General features: G+C 35.8%; 17 protein-coding genes. 7 read left to right on the top strand and 10 right to left on the bottom strand.

Annotation, left to right across the window (positions count from 1 at the left end):
* Positions 1 to 1,347 precede the first annotated feature (1,347 nt).
* On the top strand, positions 1,348 to 2,364 hold the full coding sequence (locus J3U16_RS08455; RefSeq protein WP_065734544.1) for an amidohydrolase family protein: 1,017 nt from the start codon (positions 1,348 to 1,350) through the stop codon (positions 2,362 to 2,364).
* Positions 2,365 to 2,667: 303 nt separating this feature from the next.
* Here J3U16_RS08455 and rluB read toward each other — a convergent pair whose 3' ends face one another.
* The 4 genes from rluB to rnm form a co-directional block, all read right to left on the bottom strand.
* Complete coding sequence (rluB, locus tag J3U16_RS08450; protein ID WP_267330904.1) at positions 2,668 to 3,528, bottom strand: 23S rRNA pseudouridine(2605) synthase RluB; 861 nt, start codon at positions 3,526 to 3,528, stop codon at positions 2,668 to 2,670.
* 42 nt (positions 3,529 to 3,570) lie between these two features.
* Positions 3,571 to 4,275 (bottom strand): DUF3592 domain-containing protein, encoded by a 705-nt coding sequence (locus J3U16_RS08445; protein ID WP_267337546.1) that lies wholly within the window; start codon positions 4,273 to 4,275, stop codon positions 3,571 to 3,573.
* 28 nt (positions 4,276 to 4,303) lie between these two features.
* Positions 4,304 to 4,924, bottom strand: coding sequence for an L-threonylcarbamoyladenylate synthase (locus J3U16_RS08440; RefSeq protein WP_065561914.1), 621 nt, complete (start codon positions 4,922 to 4,924; stop codon positions 4,304 to 4,306).
* 66 nt (positions 4,925 to 4,990) lie between these two features.
* Positions 4,991 to 5,863, bottom strand: coding sequence for an RNase RNM (rnm, locus tag J3U16_RS08435; RefSeq protein WP_218060026.1), 873 nt, complete (start codon positions 5,861 to 5,863; stop codon positions 4,991 to 4,993).
* Positions 5,864 to 5,891: 28 nt separating this feature from the next.
* Between rnm and rraB the strand changes: the two genes are divergently transcribed.
* Positions 5,892 to 6,278, top strand: coding sequence for a ribonuclease E inhibitor RraB (rraB, locus tag J3U16_RS08430; RefSeq protein ID WP_065561915.1), 387 nt, complete (start codon positions 5,892 to 5,894; stop codon positions 6,276 to 6,278).
* A 77-nt stretch (positions 6,279 to 6,355) separates the two neighbouring features.
* Here the strand turns inward: rraB and J3U16_RS08425 are convergent, their stop codons facing one another.
* From J3U16_RS08425 to prfA, 5 genes are all read right to left on the bottom strand, one after another.
* On the bottom strand, positions 6,356 to 9,010 hold the full coding sequence (locus J3U16_RS08425) for a beta-N-acetylhexosaminidase (RefSeq protein WP_267342868.1): 2,655 nt from the start codon (positions 9,008 to 9,010) through the stop codon (positions 6,356 to 6,358).
* 9 nt (positions 9,011 to 9,019) lie between these two features.
* Positions 9,020 to 10,435, bottom strand: a complete 1,416-nt coding sequence (locus J3U16_RS08420) for an OprD family outer membrane porin (protein WP_267342867.1) — start codon at positions 10,433 to 10,435, stop codon at positions 9,020 to 9,022.
* Positions 10,436 to 10,843: 408 nt separating this feature from the next.
* The gene (gene kdsA / locus J3U16_RS08415; RefSeq protein WP_065561962.1) at positions 10,844 to 11,698 is read right to left on the bottom strand and encodes a 3-deoxy-8-phosphooctulonate synthase; all 855 of its coding nucleotides are present in this window, start codon (positions 11,696 to 11,698) and stop codon (positions 10,844 to 10,846) included.
* Positions 11,699 to 11,715: 17 nt separating this feature from the next.
* Complete coding sequence (prmC, locus tag J3U16_RS08410; protein WP_267337542.1) at positions 11,716 to 12,552, bottom strand: peptide chain release factor N(5)-glutamine methyltransferase; 837 nt, start codon at positions 12,550 to 12,552, stop codon at positions 11,716 to 11,718.
* Complete coding sequence (gene prfA / locus J3U16_RS08405; protein WP_065561918.1) at positions 12,549 to 13,634, bottom strand: peptide chain release factor 1; 1,086 nt, start codon at positions 13,632 to 13,634, stop codon at positions 12,549 to 12,551. Before prfA ends, prmC begins: the two co-directional genes overlap by 4 nt.
* A 347-nt stretch (positions 13,635 to 13,981) precedes the next feature.
* Between prfA and J3U16_RS08400 the strand changes: the two genes are divergently transcribed.
* From J3U16_RS08400 to J3U16_RS08390, 3 genes are all read left to right on the top strand, one after another.
* Positions 13,982 to 15,160 (top strand): carbohydrate porin, encoded by a 1,179-nt coding sequence (locus tag J3U16_RS08400; RefSeq protein ID WP_065561919.1) that lies wholly within the window; start codon positions 13,982 to 13,984, stop codon positions 15,158 to 15,160.
* 142 nt (positions 15,161 to 15,302) lie between these two features.
* Entirely contained in the window at positions 15,303 to 16,484 is a 1,182-nt protein-coding gene (gene manA, locus J3U16_RS08395) for a mannose-6-phosphate isomerase, class I (RefSeq protein ID WP_267342865.1), read from the top strand.
* A gap of 110 nt (positions 16,485 to 16,594) precedes the next feature.
* On the top strand, positions 16,595 to 17,323 hold the full coding sequence (locus J3U16_RS08390; RefSeq protein ID WP_267331297.1) for a GntR family transcriptional regulator: 729 nt from the start codon (positions 16,595 to 16,597) through the stop codon (positions 17,321 to 17,323).
* Positions 17,324 to 17,389: 66 nt separating this feature from the next.
* On the opposite strand, the gene deoC is transcribed toward J3U16_RS08390, so the two are convergent.
* A complete protein-coding gene (gene deoC, locus J3U16_RS08385; protein WP_267342864.1) occupies positions 17,390 to 18,100 on the bottom strand; it encodes a deoxyribose-phosphate aldolase in 711 nt (236 codons plus the stop codon).
* A gap of 182 nt (positions 18,101 to 18,282) precedes the next feature.
* Here deoC and J3U16_RS08380 point away from each other — a divergent pair, with 182 nt between their 5' ends.
* Both J3U16_RS08380 and J3U16_RS08375 read left to right on the top strand, forming a co-directional pair.
* Positions 18,283 to 18,702: a PTS sugar transporter subunit IIA gene (locus tag J3U16_RS08380; protein WP_267331295.1), complete on the top strand. Its 420-nt coding sequence runs from the start codon at positions 18,283 to 18,285 to the stop codon at positions 18,700 to 18,702.
* 23 nt (positions 18,703 to 18,725) lie between these two features.
* Complete coding sequence (locus tag J3U16_RS08375; RefSeq protein ID WP_267331294.1) at positions 18,726 to 19,217, top strand: PTS system mannose/fructose/N-acetylgalactosamine-transporter subunit IIB; 492 nt, start codon at positions 18,726 to 18,728, stop codon at positions 19,215 to 19,217.
* The last annotated feature ends 6 nt before the right edge of the window (positions 19,218 to 19,223 follow it).

Below are 19,223 nucleotides of genomic sequence, written 5' to 3'. Positions count from 1 at the left end.
TGATTTGCTGTTGTCTGTGATGTCAATGCGTGACCCGAAAAAGGAAGGAAAAAGACCACGAAAAAAACAATCTGCCGGGATAATTTAGAAAAGGATCGAAAACAGGATCCGAAAAAGGATCGCGAAAAGGATCTGAAAATGGATTCGGAAAACGATCGAAAAGAGGATCGCGGAAGCGATCGCGCGAAAATTCGCAGAATTTCACTTGACTGCGCAGAAAAATAAACGTCAGTAAAAAATTTAAGATGGGAGCTGAACTTAGACGAATTTAAATTATAGGTTGGCCAAGTTGCCTGTTGCCTGTTGCCTGTTGAAAATTATAGAACATGTACGACAATCCTGTCAAGTAGTTTTTTGATTTATTTAAAATTTTACACTTCTAAGTTATGTTTTAGCCTCGTAACTAAAACCGTGTAAAAAGTATAGTGATTGGAAAAACACGATGCAACACTTTTTTTCGCTCATTTGCGTTAACTTTAGTAAATAAGATCTAAAAAGGATCAAAAAGATATTTGGTTAATTGTTGTTTTAATTAAATATATTTCAATTACAAATCTTTAAGAATGTGATTATTGATCCTGAAGATTTTATCTTTGAGTTTAAAATCAATGACGTTGATCATTAAATAATTTTGAAATGGAATTTAGAAGATCAAAAACCCCACTCCTCAACTTTTTATTAAAAAGATTATACGTTTTCAACGCTTTTAAGCTGTCTTTAGATATTATTTATTGGGATTAAGAATATTGTGGAGAAGGCGTTCACTGGGTTTAATGATTGTCTATTATTGTTATGACTTGGCATTTTCTAAAGATTTTACTAATTTTTCTGAATATCACCTTGATTAGTAAAAATTGGCGTTAAATTTGGTCGCGCTGTGTTGAGTTTGGAATTAGCCCTTTTATTGCTTTGCCTTGATAAATTATTAAATTTGCAGTCAATACAGTATTATGACGGTATAGACTCCTCAATTATTTTTACATTGATAATGTTAATCTCATTTTTTCGACTCTCGTTAGTTATTATTAAATAATTAGTTAGCTAAGTTTGGGTTATTTGTTTAGAAACTATAGACTGTTGTATGGTGATTTGGTTGGGTTAAAATCTCAAAAATAATACTTTAACCATTTCATTTGTTTAAATATTTTTTAATTTAAAGTGCTTGATCTTATCATTCAAATGATTAGAATTCTCTGCAATTTATTCAAGATTAAAGTTAACTATTTATGACAAATTGTAATTTTGCAGTCCTAAACAATAATGAATGTAAAGTAGTTTGATCCTCCTTTTTGGGGGATTTTTTTTGTCCAATTAATTTTAAAAGTAACTCAATTGTAGAGGCCCATTATGACCGATAGTAAAACCCTGTTATCAACGAGTCGAGATCAAAGTTTAAAAGCATATTTGATGAATAAAATTAAGCAAAATGGTGGTTGGGTTAATTCACATATGCACGCAGACCGTGCTTTTACCATTACGGTTGATAGTTTTGATGTCTATCAAAAACAGACGTTGATTGAGAAATGGGATACGCTTGATAAAGTAAAAGCCGCTATGAGCGAAGATGATTATTATCGCCATTTTAGCATGGCAGTTGAGCGGATGATTGAGCAAGGTGTGTCAGCAATGGGGTCGTTTGTTGATATTGATCCGATTGCTGAGGAACGGGCGATTCGAGGTGCTCTGCGGGCGCGTGAGACGTATAAAAAAGATATTACCATTAAATTAGTGAACCAAACGCTTAAAGGGGTTATTGATAAAGAGGCGCGTTATTGGTTTGATAAAGGGGCTGATTTAGTCGATATTATCGGTGGCTTGCCTCGTCGTGATGAGCGTGATCATGGTGAAGGTATGGGGCTTGTCCATTTAGATGTGTTGATGCAAACAGGTAAATCATTAGGCAAAATGGTACATGTGCATGTTGATCAATTTAATTCATCAGATGAGATCGAGACTGAGCAACTTACCGATAAAACTATTGAGCATGGTATGCATGGTAAGGTGGTCGCTATTCATAGTATTTCGATTACTGCGCATAGTTTGGAATATCGCCAAAAACTTTATCAAAAAATGAAAGAGGCAAAAATGATGGTGATAGCTTGTCCATTTGCTTGGATTGATAGTCCTCGTCGTGAAGAACATGGCCCTACTCGTAATTCTTTAACGCCTGTGGATGAACTGGCTGCTGCCGGTATTCCTGTTGCAATCGGTACAGATAATGTGAGTGATTATATGTTACCTTTTTCAACCGGTAATATGTGGGAAGAGCTTAAATTACTCGTGACAGGTTGTCGTTATACTGATTTAGATAATGTGGTGAATGTTGCAACCAAAAATGGGCGAATGGTTTTAGGGCTTGAATAATTGCCTAGAAATCTTATTTTAAATTTTTATAAAATCTCACTTTTTGTGGGATTTTTTTGTTTATAGACGATAGTTTTCATTTCTCTTTATTTTTTTATTTTTAGCTTACTTACGTATCGTCTTTTCACTATTTAATCTGCTTTGATTAAAGTTGTAGAAATTTGAAGATAGATTATGCGTATAATTGTTTTAATTCATGGGTCTATTGATAAAAAGGGATCATCTTGATGAAAGAAGTTAAGAATGGTTGGCGGATTGATTTTTAACCCTTAAATAATATTTTATTTAAGGGTTAATCGCACTTTAAATGCGAGTTTTGCTTACGCGTTTATTCGTTCTTGGATTGAGTTTTACCCGTTTTGGAATGCGCTTTTCTGAGGTTGATTTGCTGGTAAAGCTTTTTACTTCCTCTGGTAAGCCTACTAATTGTCGTAAGTAATTAACCGAGTCTATGCCTAGTTCCATCCATGTCCCCCTAGATAAGCCTTTCGGTAAGGTGATATTACCATAGCGAATTCGGAGTAATCGGCTAACTTGGACACCTACGGCTTCCCACATGCGACGGACTTCTCGGTTGCGACCTTCAGTAATAACCACATTGAACCACTGATTTAAGCCATCCCCACCTTGTGGTTTGATGGAGTTAAATGCAGCTGGGCCATCTTCAAGCTGTACACCTTTGCGAAGTTGATTCAGTTGTTGGTCGGTAATATTGCCGAATACTCGTACCGCATATTCCCGTTCGATTTCATGCCTTGGGTGCATAAGGCGGTTGGCTAGTTCGCCATCGGTTGTGAAGAGTAATAATCCAGAGGTATTAATATCAAGCCGACCAATATTGATCCAGCGTGCGTTTTTTATTCGTGGTAATCGTTCAAATACGTTTGCACGACCTTGCGGATCATGGCGAGAGCAGATCTCCCCTTCTGGTTTATAGTAAGCTAGTACACGACAGACTTCTTTTTCTTTGCTTCTTAACTGGACTAAGTGGCCGTTGATGCGAATTTTAGGGTTGGCATTGACGTCAACGCGATCGCCTAGCGTTGCTATTTTACCGTCAACGCTAATTTTGCCAGCTACGATCATGGCTTCAATCTCACGACGAGAACCATTGCCTAAATTGGCTAATACTTTTTGTAATTTTTCAGAATTCAATTTTTTCATTTTGCCTCGCTACCTTCACAGGTATCTTTATCTAAAGTTGGTTTATTTTACCTTGGGTAAAAAACGAATATCGACATAATAACGTTTTGGGTTTGCTTCATCAATATAGACGGTTATTGTCTCTTGATTAATGAAAGGTTTTGGATCAAACCAAATGTTTTCACTTTTAAAAAGATGAATCTCATCGGGTGCTGTTCTGTCTTGCCACTGGCTATAAATGATGTAAGGAGAGCGACCTCGGACAGTTAATGAGGTATTTTTTTCAATCGAATTTATCTTGGCTTCAATTTGTCGGCCACTTGCTAGCAATGCACGTTTTAGTTTATTTTTTTTAGATTTAAAATAAAAATAACCACCACTTGTTAAAAATAGTAGGCTTGCGAGTATGCCTAAAATTATTTCTCCAAGCCACATTGAGAAAGTATCGTTAATTTTAGCATGATCAGCGTTTTGCGGATCATAGATAATATCAACCACATCACCTTTCTGATAAGCTGAAGGATTACTACCAACATTTGATTTAACCTTTCTGACTTGTTCCTGAGTATCAACAAATTGAAAGATAGGATAATAAGATACGGATCGATTGCCATTAGAATCTTTTGAATACGACTCTTCAAAGTCAATAACGGTGCCGGTAGTACTTAATGAAGAGTTGATAAAATTGATCTGTTTTATCGATAGATAGAGTACCAATGACATTAATCCAATACTTATAATTAAAATAAGTGCCATTATTTTCTTCATTTCTTTCCCTATATAATGTTTAATTTTTTTATTTAAAAGGTGAAGTATCACCACTTCCTTCTCGAATAATATCAGGATAATCGTGAGTTAGATCAATAACTGTGGTTGGTTGTTCGCTGATATAGCCACCATGAACGATGGCATCAAGTTGATGACCGATTTTATCTTCTATCTCTTCAGGATCAGACTGGGCTTCATTTTCGTTAGGTAAAATTAGCGTGGTGGTCATTAAAGGTTGTCCAAGTAATTCGAGAAGCGCTAAATCTATTTTATTATCGGGAATGCGAAGTCCTATGGTTTTGCGTTTTTCGTTCATTAAGCGTCGTGGCACTTCTTTACTTGCAGGTAAGATGAAGACGTATTTTCCGGGTGTATTGTTTTTTAGCAACCGAAAAGTGGTGTTATCAACGAACGCATAAGATGAGAGTTCGGATAGATCACGACACATTAAGGTGAAGTTATGGTGTTTATCAAGGTTGCGAATTTGGCAAATGCGATCTACACCATACTTGTTATCAAGCAAACAACCTAGCGAATAACCGGAATCAGTCGGAAATGCTATCACACCGCCGTCATTTAATATTTTGACAACTTGATCTAATAATCTTGTTTGTGGATTATCTGGGTGAATATAAAATGTTTGGCTCATAATATTCTTCTTTGTTGATTGCTGGTTAAAAAATGTGAGGAACGGGGTTTTTCATCACGGTTTAATTTATACCCAATCATGCCATATAGGTGTTACGCTACCCGGCAATGGTGTTGTTTTACCTAAATCAAGATAATTAACCAAATCATGAAAATCAGAGCCTTGCGAAGCCAATAACTCAAATTCATTAGCCAGTTTGGCTAGTTTTTGTAAATCATCTTGTGTTTGTCGGCTTTGTGAAACTTCAATCGCATCACCGCCGAATGTTTTAAATTCACTAATTAATAATTTTAATTTAGTTAGGGTCAAATCATAACGAGATGGGTGTGCTAATACAGCTTGTCCACCAGCAGAATGAATGGCATTAATCGCATCAGCAATACCGCAACAATTGGCCGGAACATAAGCATAACCACCTTTACCTAGGTATTTTTTAAATGCTCGTTTCATATCTTTGACATAACCATTAGCCACTAAAAAGCGAGCAAAATGGGCTCGAGAAACGATATCGCCTTTCGAATATTGTTGGGCTTGTTGATAAGCGTCGTGAATATTGACTTTAGCCAATTTTTCACTAATGCTTATTGCTCGATCAATTCGGCCTTTTTCTTGGGCTAATAACAATTCAAGCAACTGCGAATTTTCAATATCGACATTCAATCCAACAATATGAATTTCGCTATTTTTCCATATCGTCGATATCTCTACACCATGAATCAATTTTACTGGTAAGTTTTCACGCGCGATAGTCTCTTTTGCTTCAGGCAAACCTTTGATCGTATCGTGATCGGTGATAGCTAGCATGTTGATTTGATTATCTGCAGCTCTTTTAACCAGTTCAGTTGGCGTTAAGATGCCATCTGATGCAGTTGTGTGCGAATGTAAGTCGACAATCACTTTTTTCTCGAAAATTATTTTTAAACGTGTAATATACCACACAATTTGCACGACCACTAAAAGGTATATTATGAAAGATCAAATTCAGCTTGCTCAGCAAGACACTCTTGCTATTATTCAGGAACTTTTAGAAGACGGTAGTGATCCACATGCTATGTATATTATTGAGCACCATATCTCATCACAAAACTTCGATCAGCTCGAAAAAGTGGCGGTAGAAGCTTATAAATTAGGCTATGAAGCAACCGATCCTGATGAGGATGTTGATGATGAAGGCAATGTTGTTATTGGTTTTGATATTATCGCTGAAAGTCCGTTAAATGCTGAGTCAATCAATAATCAAATTGCTCAGGTGATTACATTGGCAAACCAATTCGGGGTTAATTATGACGGTTGGGGAACCTACTTCGAGGATGGCAGTGATGATGATGCTGAAGATGTGGAAACTTTGCACTAATTAATCCCCTTCTTAATCACCCTTCAACTTTTTGGGATTTATTCTTATCCGCTAAAATAGCGGATAAGAATTATATTTTACATTTTTAAGCCTACAGCCCTACTGGTTCTTTTCTGATTTGGAGAGACACTACGAACCAATACATGTTCAACATTGTTAATGGCAACGGGTCCTTTATAACGCTGCCAACTTTCGCCTTGATTAGTTGAATATTCAATGGCTAATCCCGGATAGACGATATTAGCAATGAGTTTACCATTTTCAATTTTCGCCCCCGGTGTTGGTAAGCGATAAACAATTTTGGCTAAATCAAGTTTGGATAATTCGCGTTGTCCCACTAAATTAGCAAATAATGTCCAATCTTTAAGTAATTGGTTTTGATCGACATAATGCGTCGTTCCTTTCGAAAATTCACGATCTTTTTGGTAAGCTATTTCCCAATCAGCTTGATGCCATGCTCGTTCTGCGACAGCTATTAACCTTGGATATATCATATATTCCATCTGATTATCAGTACGAACAATTTCGCTCCATAGTTGTGCTGATAAGCCGTAACTGCCAGACCAATCTAACGTGCCTTTAGCATTGAATGGGTTTCCATCACGATCAACGGATGTTTCAGCATTTTGGGGTAAGTTATTCGGCGCGAAGCTAAATATTTTACGTTCATCATTAAAACGAGTAGCCCAATAATAACCGGGTTCTAACGTATTAACTTCGTAAGGAAAATCAAGATAAACATAATCAGGATTCGATATCACTATTTGATAACCTTTGTTGGTCCATTCACTCGCTGAGTCAAAACCACCCCAGTAAAGTGTGTCCCAAAAGTTAACAGTGACTTTATCGACAGCAAAGTCTTTGGCACTTTCGGCATATTTTACGCCGTCTTGCCATGCTTGCATGTGATTGATGCCATGATTTTTAACTATTTTACTGGCTTCAATAGCAAAATAACTCGGTAGATGTTTTATATCTTTGATGGTGCCTTGTTTAACCAATGTTTGGCAGGCTTGGGATTTTGCCCACGGTAGATCTTCAATGCTTTGATCGATTAAGCCTTTACCCGCCTCTTTTGCGTGGATATCTTGATATCCCGGACCAAGTCGAATATTTTTGGCTTCATCACCGCCAAAGTGCCAAACAGTCAGTGGTTGTCCTGCTTGGTTATGCATTTTGGCAATTTCAGTGATCACTTTATCGACAAAGCGTTTAGATGAATCTAAGCAAGGATTTAGGTAACTTTTTCGATCGTAAAATTGTACCGTTGTGGTATTTGAATCATCACTTGGATCAACTAAACGAAACTCATTAGCTTCTGCTTGTTTACCTTCTTGCATTAGGCGTTGATAACGTGCTTCCATAGACACAATTGCCGCTCTGGCATGTGCTGGCATATCAATTTCAGGGATCACCTCAATAAAGCGATCTTTAGCATATTTGACAATTTCAATGTAATCATCACGACTAAAATAGCCACTACCTAAATTATCACTATCAGGCCCTGATCCTAATTGCGGTAATAGGCATTTGTTTTCACTCAGATCATGACAACGCTTGCTACCGACCTCGGTCAATTCCGGAAGACCTGGGATCTCAATTCGCCACCCTTCATCATCACTAAGGTGAAAATGGAATTTGTTTAATTTATAGCTCGCCATTTGATCGAGTAATCTTAACACCGCTTGCTTTGTTTTAAAGTTACGTCCGGTGTCTAACATAATGCCCCGATAGTCAAAGCGTGGGTAATCTTCGACTTTTAGCATAGCAATGGTTGGGTTTTCGTTAACGGGAATCAACGATAAGATCGATTCTACACCATAAAAAATTCCGCGTTCATCAAAGGCAGTTATAGTCGCTTGCTTATCGCCAATATTCAGTTGATAAGCACCTGATACGCCATTTTTAAATTTGGTCACATCAATATTTGCTACAATCTTATAACCTTTATCCGTTAATGGGATATTTAAATTGTTAAATTGTTGATTGAGTACGGCTAAGCTGGCGTCATTAAATCCTTTTAATTGAAGATGAATGCCATTTTTACCAAGCTGTATATCTTTTTCAGCAAGGGTAAGTTTCACCGGCGTTGGAATAATTTGCCCGCGCATGGCCTTTTTATCAAGTGGCTTAATATCGGCATTACGTTCAAATCGATTAACCGTCGTCATCAAAATATTATGATCATCGGGCGTGCGCTTCCACTGTTCACCAGTTAGGGAAACAAAATCATCCAATTCCGTATTACTGATCACTTTTGGTGTGGCGTCGGTGGATGTTACATACCAGCGAGGAATAACATCCGATTCGCTTAACTGCCAATACTCACCAATAATAGGTATATCTATGCTGGCTTTAGCCGGAAATCCGGTAAATTTTTCAGTTGGCTCTATTTTATGAAGATCACCGGTAAGATGAGTGATTTTGAATTGATCATTGTCAACCGCCAATATCATTCTGATACTACTAAAATAGATTGCCCAATCTTTGTCGTTGATAGCTTCGCCATCATTGTTTAACGAGATTGTAGCTTTGAAACAAGATGCCCAATCAGCACCTAAAATTGCACAATCAACACCATGTTCACCAGCTTGATTATCAACAATAGTATATTTGACACTAAGCTTTGAACTTATTTCATCAACAATTTTCTGAGAGGCGTAAGCCGAAGAAGCTACTCCAAAACTTAGCAGAGAAACGATTGAAGTAAACAATATTTTAGATTTTTTCATAATATTTCCCTATTTTTGCTTTGCTTGAAACACAGTGAAAGGTATTGTGACAATAAACTTGATATCTCGTTCATCTTGGAAAATGTTGCCATATCCACCACCCCAACTGTTGATATGATTTTCATGGTTATTATATTTGGTGTAATGTAATTGGAAAGAGGTGTCCTTAGCCCAAGTGTCTTGAATAGTGTAGCCTAAATCAAAATTGTAAGCTGATTCAACTAAGCGATTCTTTTGATTTTTTGCTATTGAATTTGGTTTTGCATCCCAACCAAAAGCATAAGATGCCCCCGTTCTCCAGCCGGTTAGATACGTTGATAGATTCCCCAAATCGTAAGTCACTTCAGCAAATAGGGCTTTTTCACCATTAGCATTAAAGTCCGATCGTGAGTTCCACCAAACATCTAGTCGTCCATTAGATGAAGCATAATCTGGCGTCATACGTTGTAAAAAGAAGCCTTGTTTACCTTCAGCCTTAATTGCTACCCCTTCAAGGCGTAAACCAACTGGTCCAACTTGGTAAGCTAATGTTGCTGCTTGTAACCATGCTAAGCCGTCATAGACCTTATCCCCTTTATGAGACTGGTCTTTGGCACCATAAAATTGATAACTCATGGTTAACGGATTATCAAGCATATCTGTTTTATAAGATGCTTTACCAAAATATTGATTCATATAATTTTTGGCTTGACCAAAGGCGGTTTCTAACACTAAATCATTTTTAAAGTCATATTTCAAACCGGCTGAGTGTAGATAATCAATCTTCTTCCCTTTTCCCCATTGTTTAAATTCATAAAGGCGTTTGTACCATGGCGCTTTATATTTATCTGTCCACATATAAGACATCGATAAGGCACCAGCTTGATCAAAATCGAGCGTTGTGCCTAATTCAAAACCTCGATAAGTACCCGGTAATAAACTCCAGTGAGGGGCTAATAGTGTTTGACCAGATGGCTGAATAAAACCGGCTTTTAGCCAAAATAATTCATCTTGCTTAAAATTGACCTGTGCTTTATAAAAGCTCACACCACTGACATCTTTTTTCCAATCCTCACCCCAGCGGGTGCGTGCGCCACTAAAACCAATTTCATTAGGATGACCATTGCCACCGTTACTGACTTCCCATGCACCATATCCGCCCAGTTCAATACCAAGGTGATCAGCAATATAGCCTGATCTAAAATCTAAATTTGTGTTGAATGATGAGTGCCTGAGGTTTTTTTCATATTTATGTTCTTCAATATTTTTTCTTTCTCGATCACGATTCCAAAAAAATACGTTACCGGTTAATGATGCATCATCAATAAATTCACTAGCATATTGAGCTTGTGCGGGGCATATGCTACTTAAAATGGTTATCGATAAAAAAAGTTTAGTAAAAAGATTAAAACGATAGGGTAAATCAAGTGCATTATCCAGACTCATAATTTCATTCCCATAATTATATAACTGACCGTTAAATTTCCTTAATCGGATGTTATAAGCCAAACTGAATTGTTTATTACTTTGAATTGCTTTCTAAACTACGAAACATATTTAGGTGGAGATTGGAAAAATATGCATTTTTATAATGCATAAACATATTTTAGTTCGCAAATTAATTAATCTAAATTCGTGATCTAAATCACCAAAATGATGAAAATTCGGCTTATTTTTGTGGGATTTTCGGCTCTTTTTTTACGTGATAAATTAATCAAGCTCTATTTTTTTGATGGTTTTTAAGTCATGAAATTATGGGCAGAATTAGTCATGAAATGAATAAGTTTAATGGGGTGAGTAATAGGTAAAAAAAAGAGAAATGTATAACATTTCTCTTAGGAATTGATAGCGCAATTAGTTTTCAGTATCTAGCTCTTCAAAACTTTTTACTAATTCATCAATGGCTTTCATCTGTTTTAAGAATGGTTCAAGTTTTGCTAACGGTAATGCTGATGGACCATCACATTTTGCATGACTTGGATCAGGATGTGATTCTAAGAATAATCCGGCAATACCTACCGCCATCCCTGAACGAGCTAATTCAGTAACTTGACCACGACGACCACCTGACGCTGCTCCCATTGGGTCACGACATTGTAGCGCATGAGTTACATCAAAAATCACTGGCGAACCCTTGCTAACTTTTTTCATTACGTTAAAGCCAAGCATATCAACAACAAGGTTGTCATAACCAAAGCAGCTACCACGATCACAAAGGATAACTTGGTCATTACCCGCTTCTTCAAATTTTTCGACAATATTGCCCATTTGTCCTGGGCTAACAAATTGTGGTTTTTTGACATTGATTACCGCACCAGTTTTCGCCATTGCAACAACTAGGTCTGTTTGTCTTGCCAAAAAAGCGGGTAATTGAATAACGTCAACGACATCGGCAACGGGCTGACACTGCTCTTCGGTATGAACGTCAGTGATAATTTTTATACCAAATTGTTGTTTTAATTCTTGAAAGATTTTCATCCCCTCTTCTAACCCAGGTCCTCGATAAGAGTGAACTGATGAGCGATTAGCTTTGTCAAAAGAGGCTTTGAAAATATAAGGAATATTCAGTTTATCGGTTACTGTGACATAATGTTCACAAATTTTCATGGCTAAATCGCGTGATTCAAGCACATTCATACCACCAAATAATACAAACGGTAAATCATTAGCTACCGTGATATTACCTACTTTTACTTTTTTTTGTTTAATCATAAACTCATTCCTAGTTAAGGTTTAAACCAACGACCAAGTGTGACTCTGTCATTGCCACTGTAATCGGTGAAGGTTTCGACTAATTGAAATCCGTGTTGTTTAAAAATAGTTTGCACCGCTAAGCCCTGTTTCCAACCATGCTCGATTAGCAGCCAACCATATTGATTTAAATGTTTAGTTGCGCCTTGTACAATGACTTTAATATCGGCAAGTCCATCATCTTCAGAAACTAATGCACTGCGAGGCTCATAACGTACGTCGCCTTGCGATAGATGAACATCGGTTGGATCAATATAAGGGGGATTACTGGTAATCATAGAAAATTTACGATTTTTTATTGGTTTATACCAATCACCCAGTAAAAAGTAAACATTATTAACATCGATTTGCTTGGCATTTTTTTGAGCTAATATTAACGCATCTTTGTTTTTTTCGATTGCGGTAAATAAGCAATCAGGACGTTCAGTTGCCATGGCGATTGCTATCGCTCCGGTTCCAGTCCCCAAATCCAAGACTTCACAAGGTGCCTTTGGCAAATATTCTAAACCAAGTTCAACAAGCTTTTCAGTATCGGGGCGTGGGATTAATGTCGAGTTGGAGACATTAAATTTTAATGACCAAAATTCTTTTTCGCCCGTAATATAGGCAATCGGCTCACCTTCTTGACGTCTTTTTAAATAAGCATCTAACGCAATGACTTCATCGTCAGTTAATGATGTTTCACTAAAAGCCATTAAAAAGGTGCGTGTTCTATGAGTTACAAAACTCAATAAAATTTCTGCATCACGTTTTGGGCTTTCGCTTTCAGTTAAGGTTTGCGACGCAAATTTAAGCCATTCTAAATAGGTCATTCATCCTGTTCCGATAACGCTGCAAGCTGATCTGCTTGGTACTCTTGTACTATTGGTTCAATTAGCATATCTAATTTACCTTCCATCACTTCATCTAAGCGATAAATGGTAAGATTTATACGGTGGTCAGTAACCCGTCCTTGAGGATAGTTATATGTTCGGATACGGTCTGAACGATCACCCGAACCTAATAAGTTACGTCTGGTTGATGCTTCTTCTTGTTGACGTTTGCGCGCTTCGGCATCTTGAATACGTGCAACTAATACTGACATCGCTTTCGCTTTGTTTTTATGTTGTGAACGTTCATCCTGACATTCAACCACAATCCCAGTTGGAATATGGGTAATACGGATTGCTGAATCAGTGGTATTAACATGCTGACCACCTGCACCGGATGAACGGTAGGTGTCAATTTTTAAATCCGCTGGATTGATTTCTGGCATTTCTGCTTCAGGAATCTCAGGTAAAACAGCAACAGTACAAGCAGATGTGTGAATACGACCTTGTGACTCAGTTTCAGGTACGCGTTGAACACGATGTCCACCTGATTCAAATTTTAAGTGGCCATAAACACCATCACCACTGACTAACATGATCACTTCTTTATAACCGCCATATTCACCATCATTTGCACTCATGATTTCAACACGCCAGTTGCGAGATTCGGCGTATCTTGTGTACATTCTGGCTAAATCACCAGCAAAGATTGCAGCTTCATCACCGCCTGTGCCTGCTCTAACTTCAACAAAACAGTTGTAGTCATCATTCGGATCTTTCGGTAACAGGAGCACTTGTAATTGTTTTTCTTGCTGTTCAACTTGAGCCATGGCTTCATTTAACTCTTCTTGAGCCATTTCACTCATTTCAGGATCAGATAGCATCATCTTGGCAGTTTCGATATCTTCTTGAGTTTGCTGCCAATTAGCAAAGCACTTAACCACATCGGTTAATTGTGCATATTCTTTTGAAAGGGTTCGAAATCGGTTTTGATCGGCAATAACCGTTGCATCAGATAGTAATGCTTGAACCTCTTCATAACGCTCTTGTAGCGTTTCCAATTTACTGATAATTGAAGGTTTCATAACTCTATATATTTGATAATGATTAATTGAATTTGCCCGGCATTATATACTTAATTGCCTTTAAAATACAGTTTCTACTTACTTATGGCTAAGCTAAACAATATTGTTAATTGCACTGTATTGGTGAGGATATGATTATTAGATTGAATAAAAAATGTTACACGTGTCACAGATTTCAATTTTGGTCATTTTAAATTTACTTAACTCCATATAACATCATTTGTAAACGATGTCATCACGAATCAATAACGCTTTTATTAAAATTGAACCACCATTTTGCTTTAAATTTTGTTATCGCATACATAAAACTGTTGTTAAATATTATAACTATTCAAGGAGTTAATTTTATGAAGAAGATGTTTATGTGTAGTCTGATTGGGTTAAGTTCAATGGCAAATGCGGCTATTCAATGGGATACTCCGCAAGGACAGTTAAAGTTATATGGAGACGTCGAATTTAATGTGGATGCCGCTAGTAGCAAACAGCAACTTAGTTCTTTGAGGGAGACTGCTGATAAAAAAAATAAACCTTCTGACAAAGATCGTTGGGATATCAATGGTCGTATATTGATTGGTTTAGATGGCTATCGTGAAATTAACAACAAAAACTTTGCTGGATTCGTGGTGCAACCCTTAGCAGATTTAGGTGGTGATGTGAATCTGGATGATGCAGCATTTTATTTTGGTCAGAAAAACGAGTGGAATATTAAAATTGGTCGTTATGAAGCTTATGATATGTTCCCGCTTGGACAAGATACCTTTATTGAATATTCAGGTAATACTGCCAATGATTTATATGAAGACGGCTTTGGCTATATCTATATGTTGAAAGAGGGTCGTGGACGTAGTAATAATGGTGGCGGTATTCAGTTAAATACACCGCTATTTGATAATGTCAATTTTGAGTTAAATGCATTGGTCAATAATGGCGAGAAAATGTTTAATAAATCGGCTTATCATGGTTATGAAATTGATAAGAAGAAAAACGTGGTCTATTTACGTCCCGTTTTATCTTGGAAAAATGAAAGCATTTCAACCGCAATTGCTGCCGAAACAAATGTGGTAAAAAATGCTTACGGTTATCATGATGATAACGGTAAATTCCGCGATCAATCACAAAGAACTGGTTATGGCGCGACTTTTTCATGGAACAATCAAGGCGATTGGGATGCAGCAGGATTCAGATTTAATGCCAGCTTTGCTTATATGAATGCTAAAGATGAAAAAGATATGACCATTGGCACAAATATTGTTTGGGAAAAAATCGGCTTAGGTTACTTATTTGCGAACAATGATATCAAAAAATTTAATCCATATAATCGTGTTAAAGATGGCCATATAAATAGCAAAGGTAAATATAAAATTCATACTGTTAATGCCTCATATCTAATTGATGATGTGTTAGATATGGATAATTTTAATATCTATTTAGGTGCTTATTGGTCATTACTTGATAGAAGTAAATCTCATGGCGATAACACCGATGATCGTTATGGTGCTCGTGTAAGATTTAAATACTTCTTTTAATTAGTTGAAGTAAATTTAATTAGTTGCAGTAAATTCTCGGTTAAGCCAGTTTAATGCTTTTTAAAACTGGCTTTTTTATTGCAAGTTGTTACGTGGAGAGTATAGTTAACTTATATCTAAAAACGTATTTAGGGGTGTCAATATGAGCCAGACGATATGGAAACTGGAAAATACAATTAAACATTATGATTGGGGCAGTATAGATGGCATAACCAATTTATTTGGTATTCCAAACCCAACTTCAGAACCGATGGCAGAAGTCTGGATGGGGACTCACCCACTTGGTTGTTCTTTAGTTATTGATGCTAAACTTGGAAAAATCAGGCTTGATAAGTTAATCCAAGATAATCCTCAAGAAATGTTAGGTAATAAGACCTTTAACTATTTTGGAACACTTCCCTTTTTATTTAAAATTCTTTCAGCCCAAAAAGCGTTATCAATCCAAGTTCACCCAACTCTTAAAAATGCAAAACTGGGCTTTGCCAAAGAAAACCAATTAGGTATACCATTAGATGCCCCCAATCGGAATTATAAAGATCCAAATCATAAGCCAGAACTTATTTATGCATTAACACCCTTTAAAGCCATGCGTTCGTTTCGTGCTATTGACGAAATTATTTCCCTTTTTGAAAAAGTAGCCATTCCCGATTTAATTTCGCCAATATCACTCTTAAAAAATAATCGTCATTCTTTAAAGCATTTTTTTGCATACTTATTGACACTATCCTATCCAAGTAAAACATCTTTGATTAAAAAACTTTTAATTAATATCGATTCTTTTAATGAGGAGCCGTTTTGCACCATTAAAATGTTGGCAAACGATTACCCTAATGATATTGGTTTATTTATGCCTCTGCTTTTAAATATCATTGAGCTTAAGCCAGGGGAAGCTATGTTCTTATGTGCGCAGACTCCACATTCTTATTTGTTTGGCTGTGGGCTTGAAATTATGGCTAATTCAGACAATGTATTAAGAGCAGGCCTAACACATAAATATATCGATAGTAGCGAATTACTTAATAATACTGATTTTGAAAGCACACCATTAAACCAATTGTTAACTAAACCTGTTGTGAGGGAGAATAAGTTTTATTTTCCTGTACCCGTTGATGACTTTAAATTTGAAATTATAAAGAGTGATGAAAGTAAGCATTTTGAACAAGTTAAAAGTGCGCAGATTGTGTTGTGTTTAGATGGTAAAGTCACATTTACCACAAAATCAGAATCACTAATATTGCAAAAAGGGGAATCAGCTTTTATCGCTTATCAAACAGGTTCTTATTATTATGAAGGTACGGGATATTTAGCTAAAGTATTTGTTTAATGGTTGATGATTAAAAAAATAGTTAACTATTAATAGGTTAAATATGATTGTTTTACATGACAATTGTATTATATTAATATGTCTTAATATAATAATCAAAAATAAGCATCATGGATTCTAATAATAAAATTCCACGTCATTTGTTTATTCAGCAAGATTTATTAAAAAAAATTCAATCAGGGATATATGCTGAAGGGCAATTGATCCCTAAAGAGTCTGAATTAACGGCTATTTATCAAGTCAGTCGCCCTACTGTTCGTCAAGCTATTCAATTTTTGGTTAATGATGGATACCTTGAACGCCGTAAACGTCGGGGAACAATTGTTAAACAGCAAAAAATCAATCAAGAATTTACCCATATTATTGAAAGTTATGATTCAGAAATGAATCGTAAGGGACTTCATCCAACAACCAAAGTATTAACGTTTAAATTGGATAAAGCAACCAATGATATTGCAAACCATTTAGGTATCAATGAATTTGATGCTATATACAAATTAGTACGACTGCGTTATGCAGAAAACAAACCAATCGTGCTAGTAACGACTTATTTACCTGTAAAATTATTACCTAACTTTTTAGATAATGACTTTAAACAAGAAAAACTATATTCAGTTTTAGAAAAAATGAGTTTTCCAATTCTTCAAATACGTCGAAAGTTAGATGTATTGAAAGCGGATGAAACAACCAGCGATTTATTAGATATTGAAGAAGGTGATCCTATTTTTTATTTCCATTCGATTGGTTATAGCTATGATCGAACACCAGTTGAATATTCAATATCTAAATATCGTGGCGATATTAACTCATTTGTTTTTGAATTAAATCATTCGAACTAATTTTGAAAAAATATACCCACTCAATAAGTGGGTATATTACTGATAATATTTTATATAATTAATTTGTTAAATTTCCATTGTCTGTTTATTTCTTGTTTGTAAATCTTTTTTGATCTCTTCAATAATTGCAATCCCTGCACTTGTTCCAATACGTTCAGCCCCTGCTTTAATCATTTTTATAAATGTTTCAGCATTACGAATACCACCAGCTGCTTTAACTTTTACAAAATCACCTACTTGTGCCTTCATTAATGTTACATCTTCAATTGTCGCACCTGAAGGACCAAATCCGGTAGATGTTTTAATAAAGTCAGGTTTTACTTTAACTGCAATCTTGCAAAGTGCTATTTTTTCTTCGTTGGTTAAATAACAATTTTCAAAAATTACTTTTGAGATAACATTATGTTGACGGCAAATTTCTACAATTTCTGACATTTCACGTTCAATATATTTTAAATTACCAGCCTTTAATTCAGAAATATTGATGACGTAATCAATTTCGGTCGCGCCAATATCTATTGCATTTTTTGTTTCAAAGCATTTCGATTCAATCGTTGTTTGACCTAAAGGAAATGCAATTGCAGCGCCAATATCTACCTCTGTGCCTTTTAATAATTGAGCACACAATTTTGATTGAACTTGATTGATTGCAACCATTTTAAAATGATAGTCACTGGCTTCCTTACATAGTTTTTCCATCATAGCAATCGTTGCATCTGGTTTTAAATTGGTGTGATCAATAAGTTGACTCAATTCACGTAAAGAGTAGTTTTTCATGTTTTTTCCTCAATAATATATGTAATTACATATACTAGAAATTAATTATTTTTTGTCAACAGAAATGTTAGTTGAAATGTGACAAACCTCTCAAATAATGAAAAATAAATCATAATATATTTTTTTTGAATGACAAATATGTAAGTATATATTTGAAAAATATTTTAAGGAGGTAGATCAGAATGAAAGTAGTTGTTACTTCACACGGGGAATTATGCGAAGGCATCTTATCGAGTTACCAAATGATCGCTGGTGATATATCTCAATTTATTGCTGTCAAGCTTGATGATAAAGGGATCGGTGATTTTTCATCACGATTAACAACTGTTTTAGATAAATACATTATGAATAATGAAGTTGTGATTGTACTTAGTGATATTAAAGGAGGCACACCTTATAACGAAACTTTTCGCTATATGTTAGGTCATCCAGATAAAATTCATTTATTAACAGGATTAAATTTACCTATGCTAATTCAAGCAGGAACACTAATTAACGAACTCAATATTCATGAAGCTATCGATTCAATTTTAGAAGTGGGACAAACTTCAGTATCAATGGCATCAATCACTGAGAATGAAAATGAAGACTTAGATTTTTAATTAAATGATAGGAGTGAATATTTATGACAATTACTTTAACTCGAGTCGATGATCGTGTGATTCATGGTCAAATAATGACTCGCTGGACAAAATTCAGACCTGTCGATGGCATCCTGGTAGTTGGTGACAATATAGCTGCTGACGAATTACGCAAACGTGTTCTGAAAGCAGCAGCAGGAACACTAAAAATTGGGATTTATACAGTTGAACAAGGTGTAGAAAAAATAAAACAAGGGATTGAGTCGAATAAAAACTTTTTTTTAATTAGTGATTCACCACAGACATTTGAAAAATTGTTAAAAGCTGGGGCTAAATTGCCTGCAACATTAAATATCGGTTGTATGAATACGAGAGCAGGAGCAAAAGTTTTAGGACGAACAGTTGCCATTGATGAAAACGATTGCAAAGCGTTTGATTATATTGAAAGCCAAGGAATTAAGATCGAATTTCAATTACTACCTGATGATGAAGTTAAAAGTTGGGACGTAATGAAAAAGAAATACGACACTTTGTAAGTTTCA

The sequence above is a fragment of the Gilliamella sp. B3023 genome (assembly GCF_026536845.1).
GTDB lineage: Bacteria > Pseudomonadota > Gammaproteobacteria > Enterobacterales > Orbaceae > Gilliamella > Gilliamella apicola_E.
Note: the sequence above shows the minus strand (reverse complement) of the source record. Positions and strands in the feature narration are given on the sequence as shown.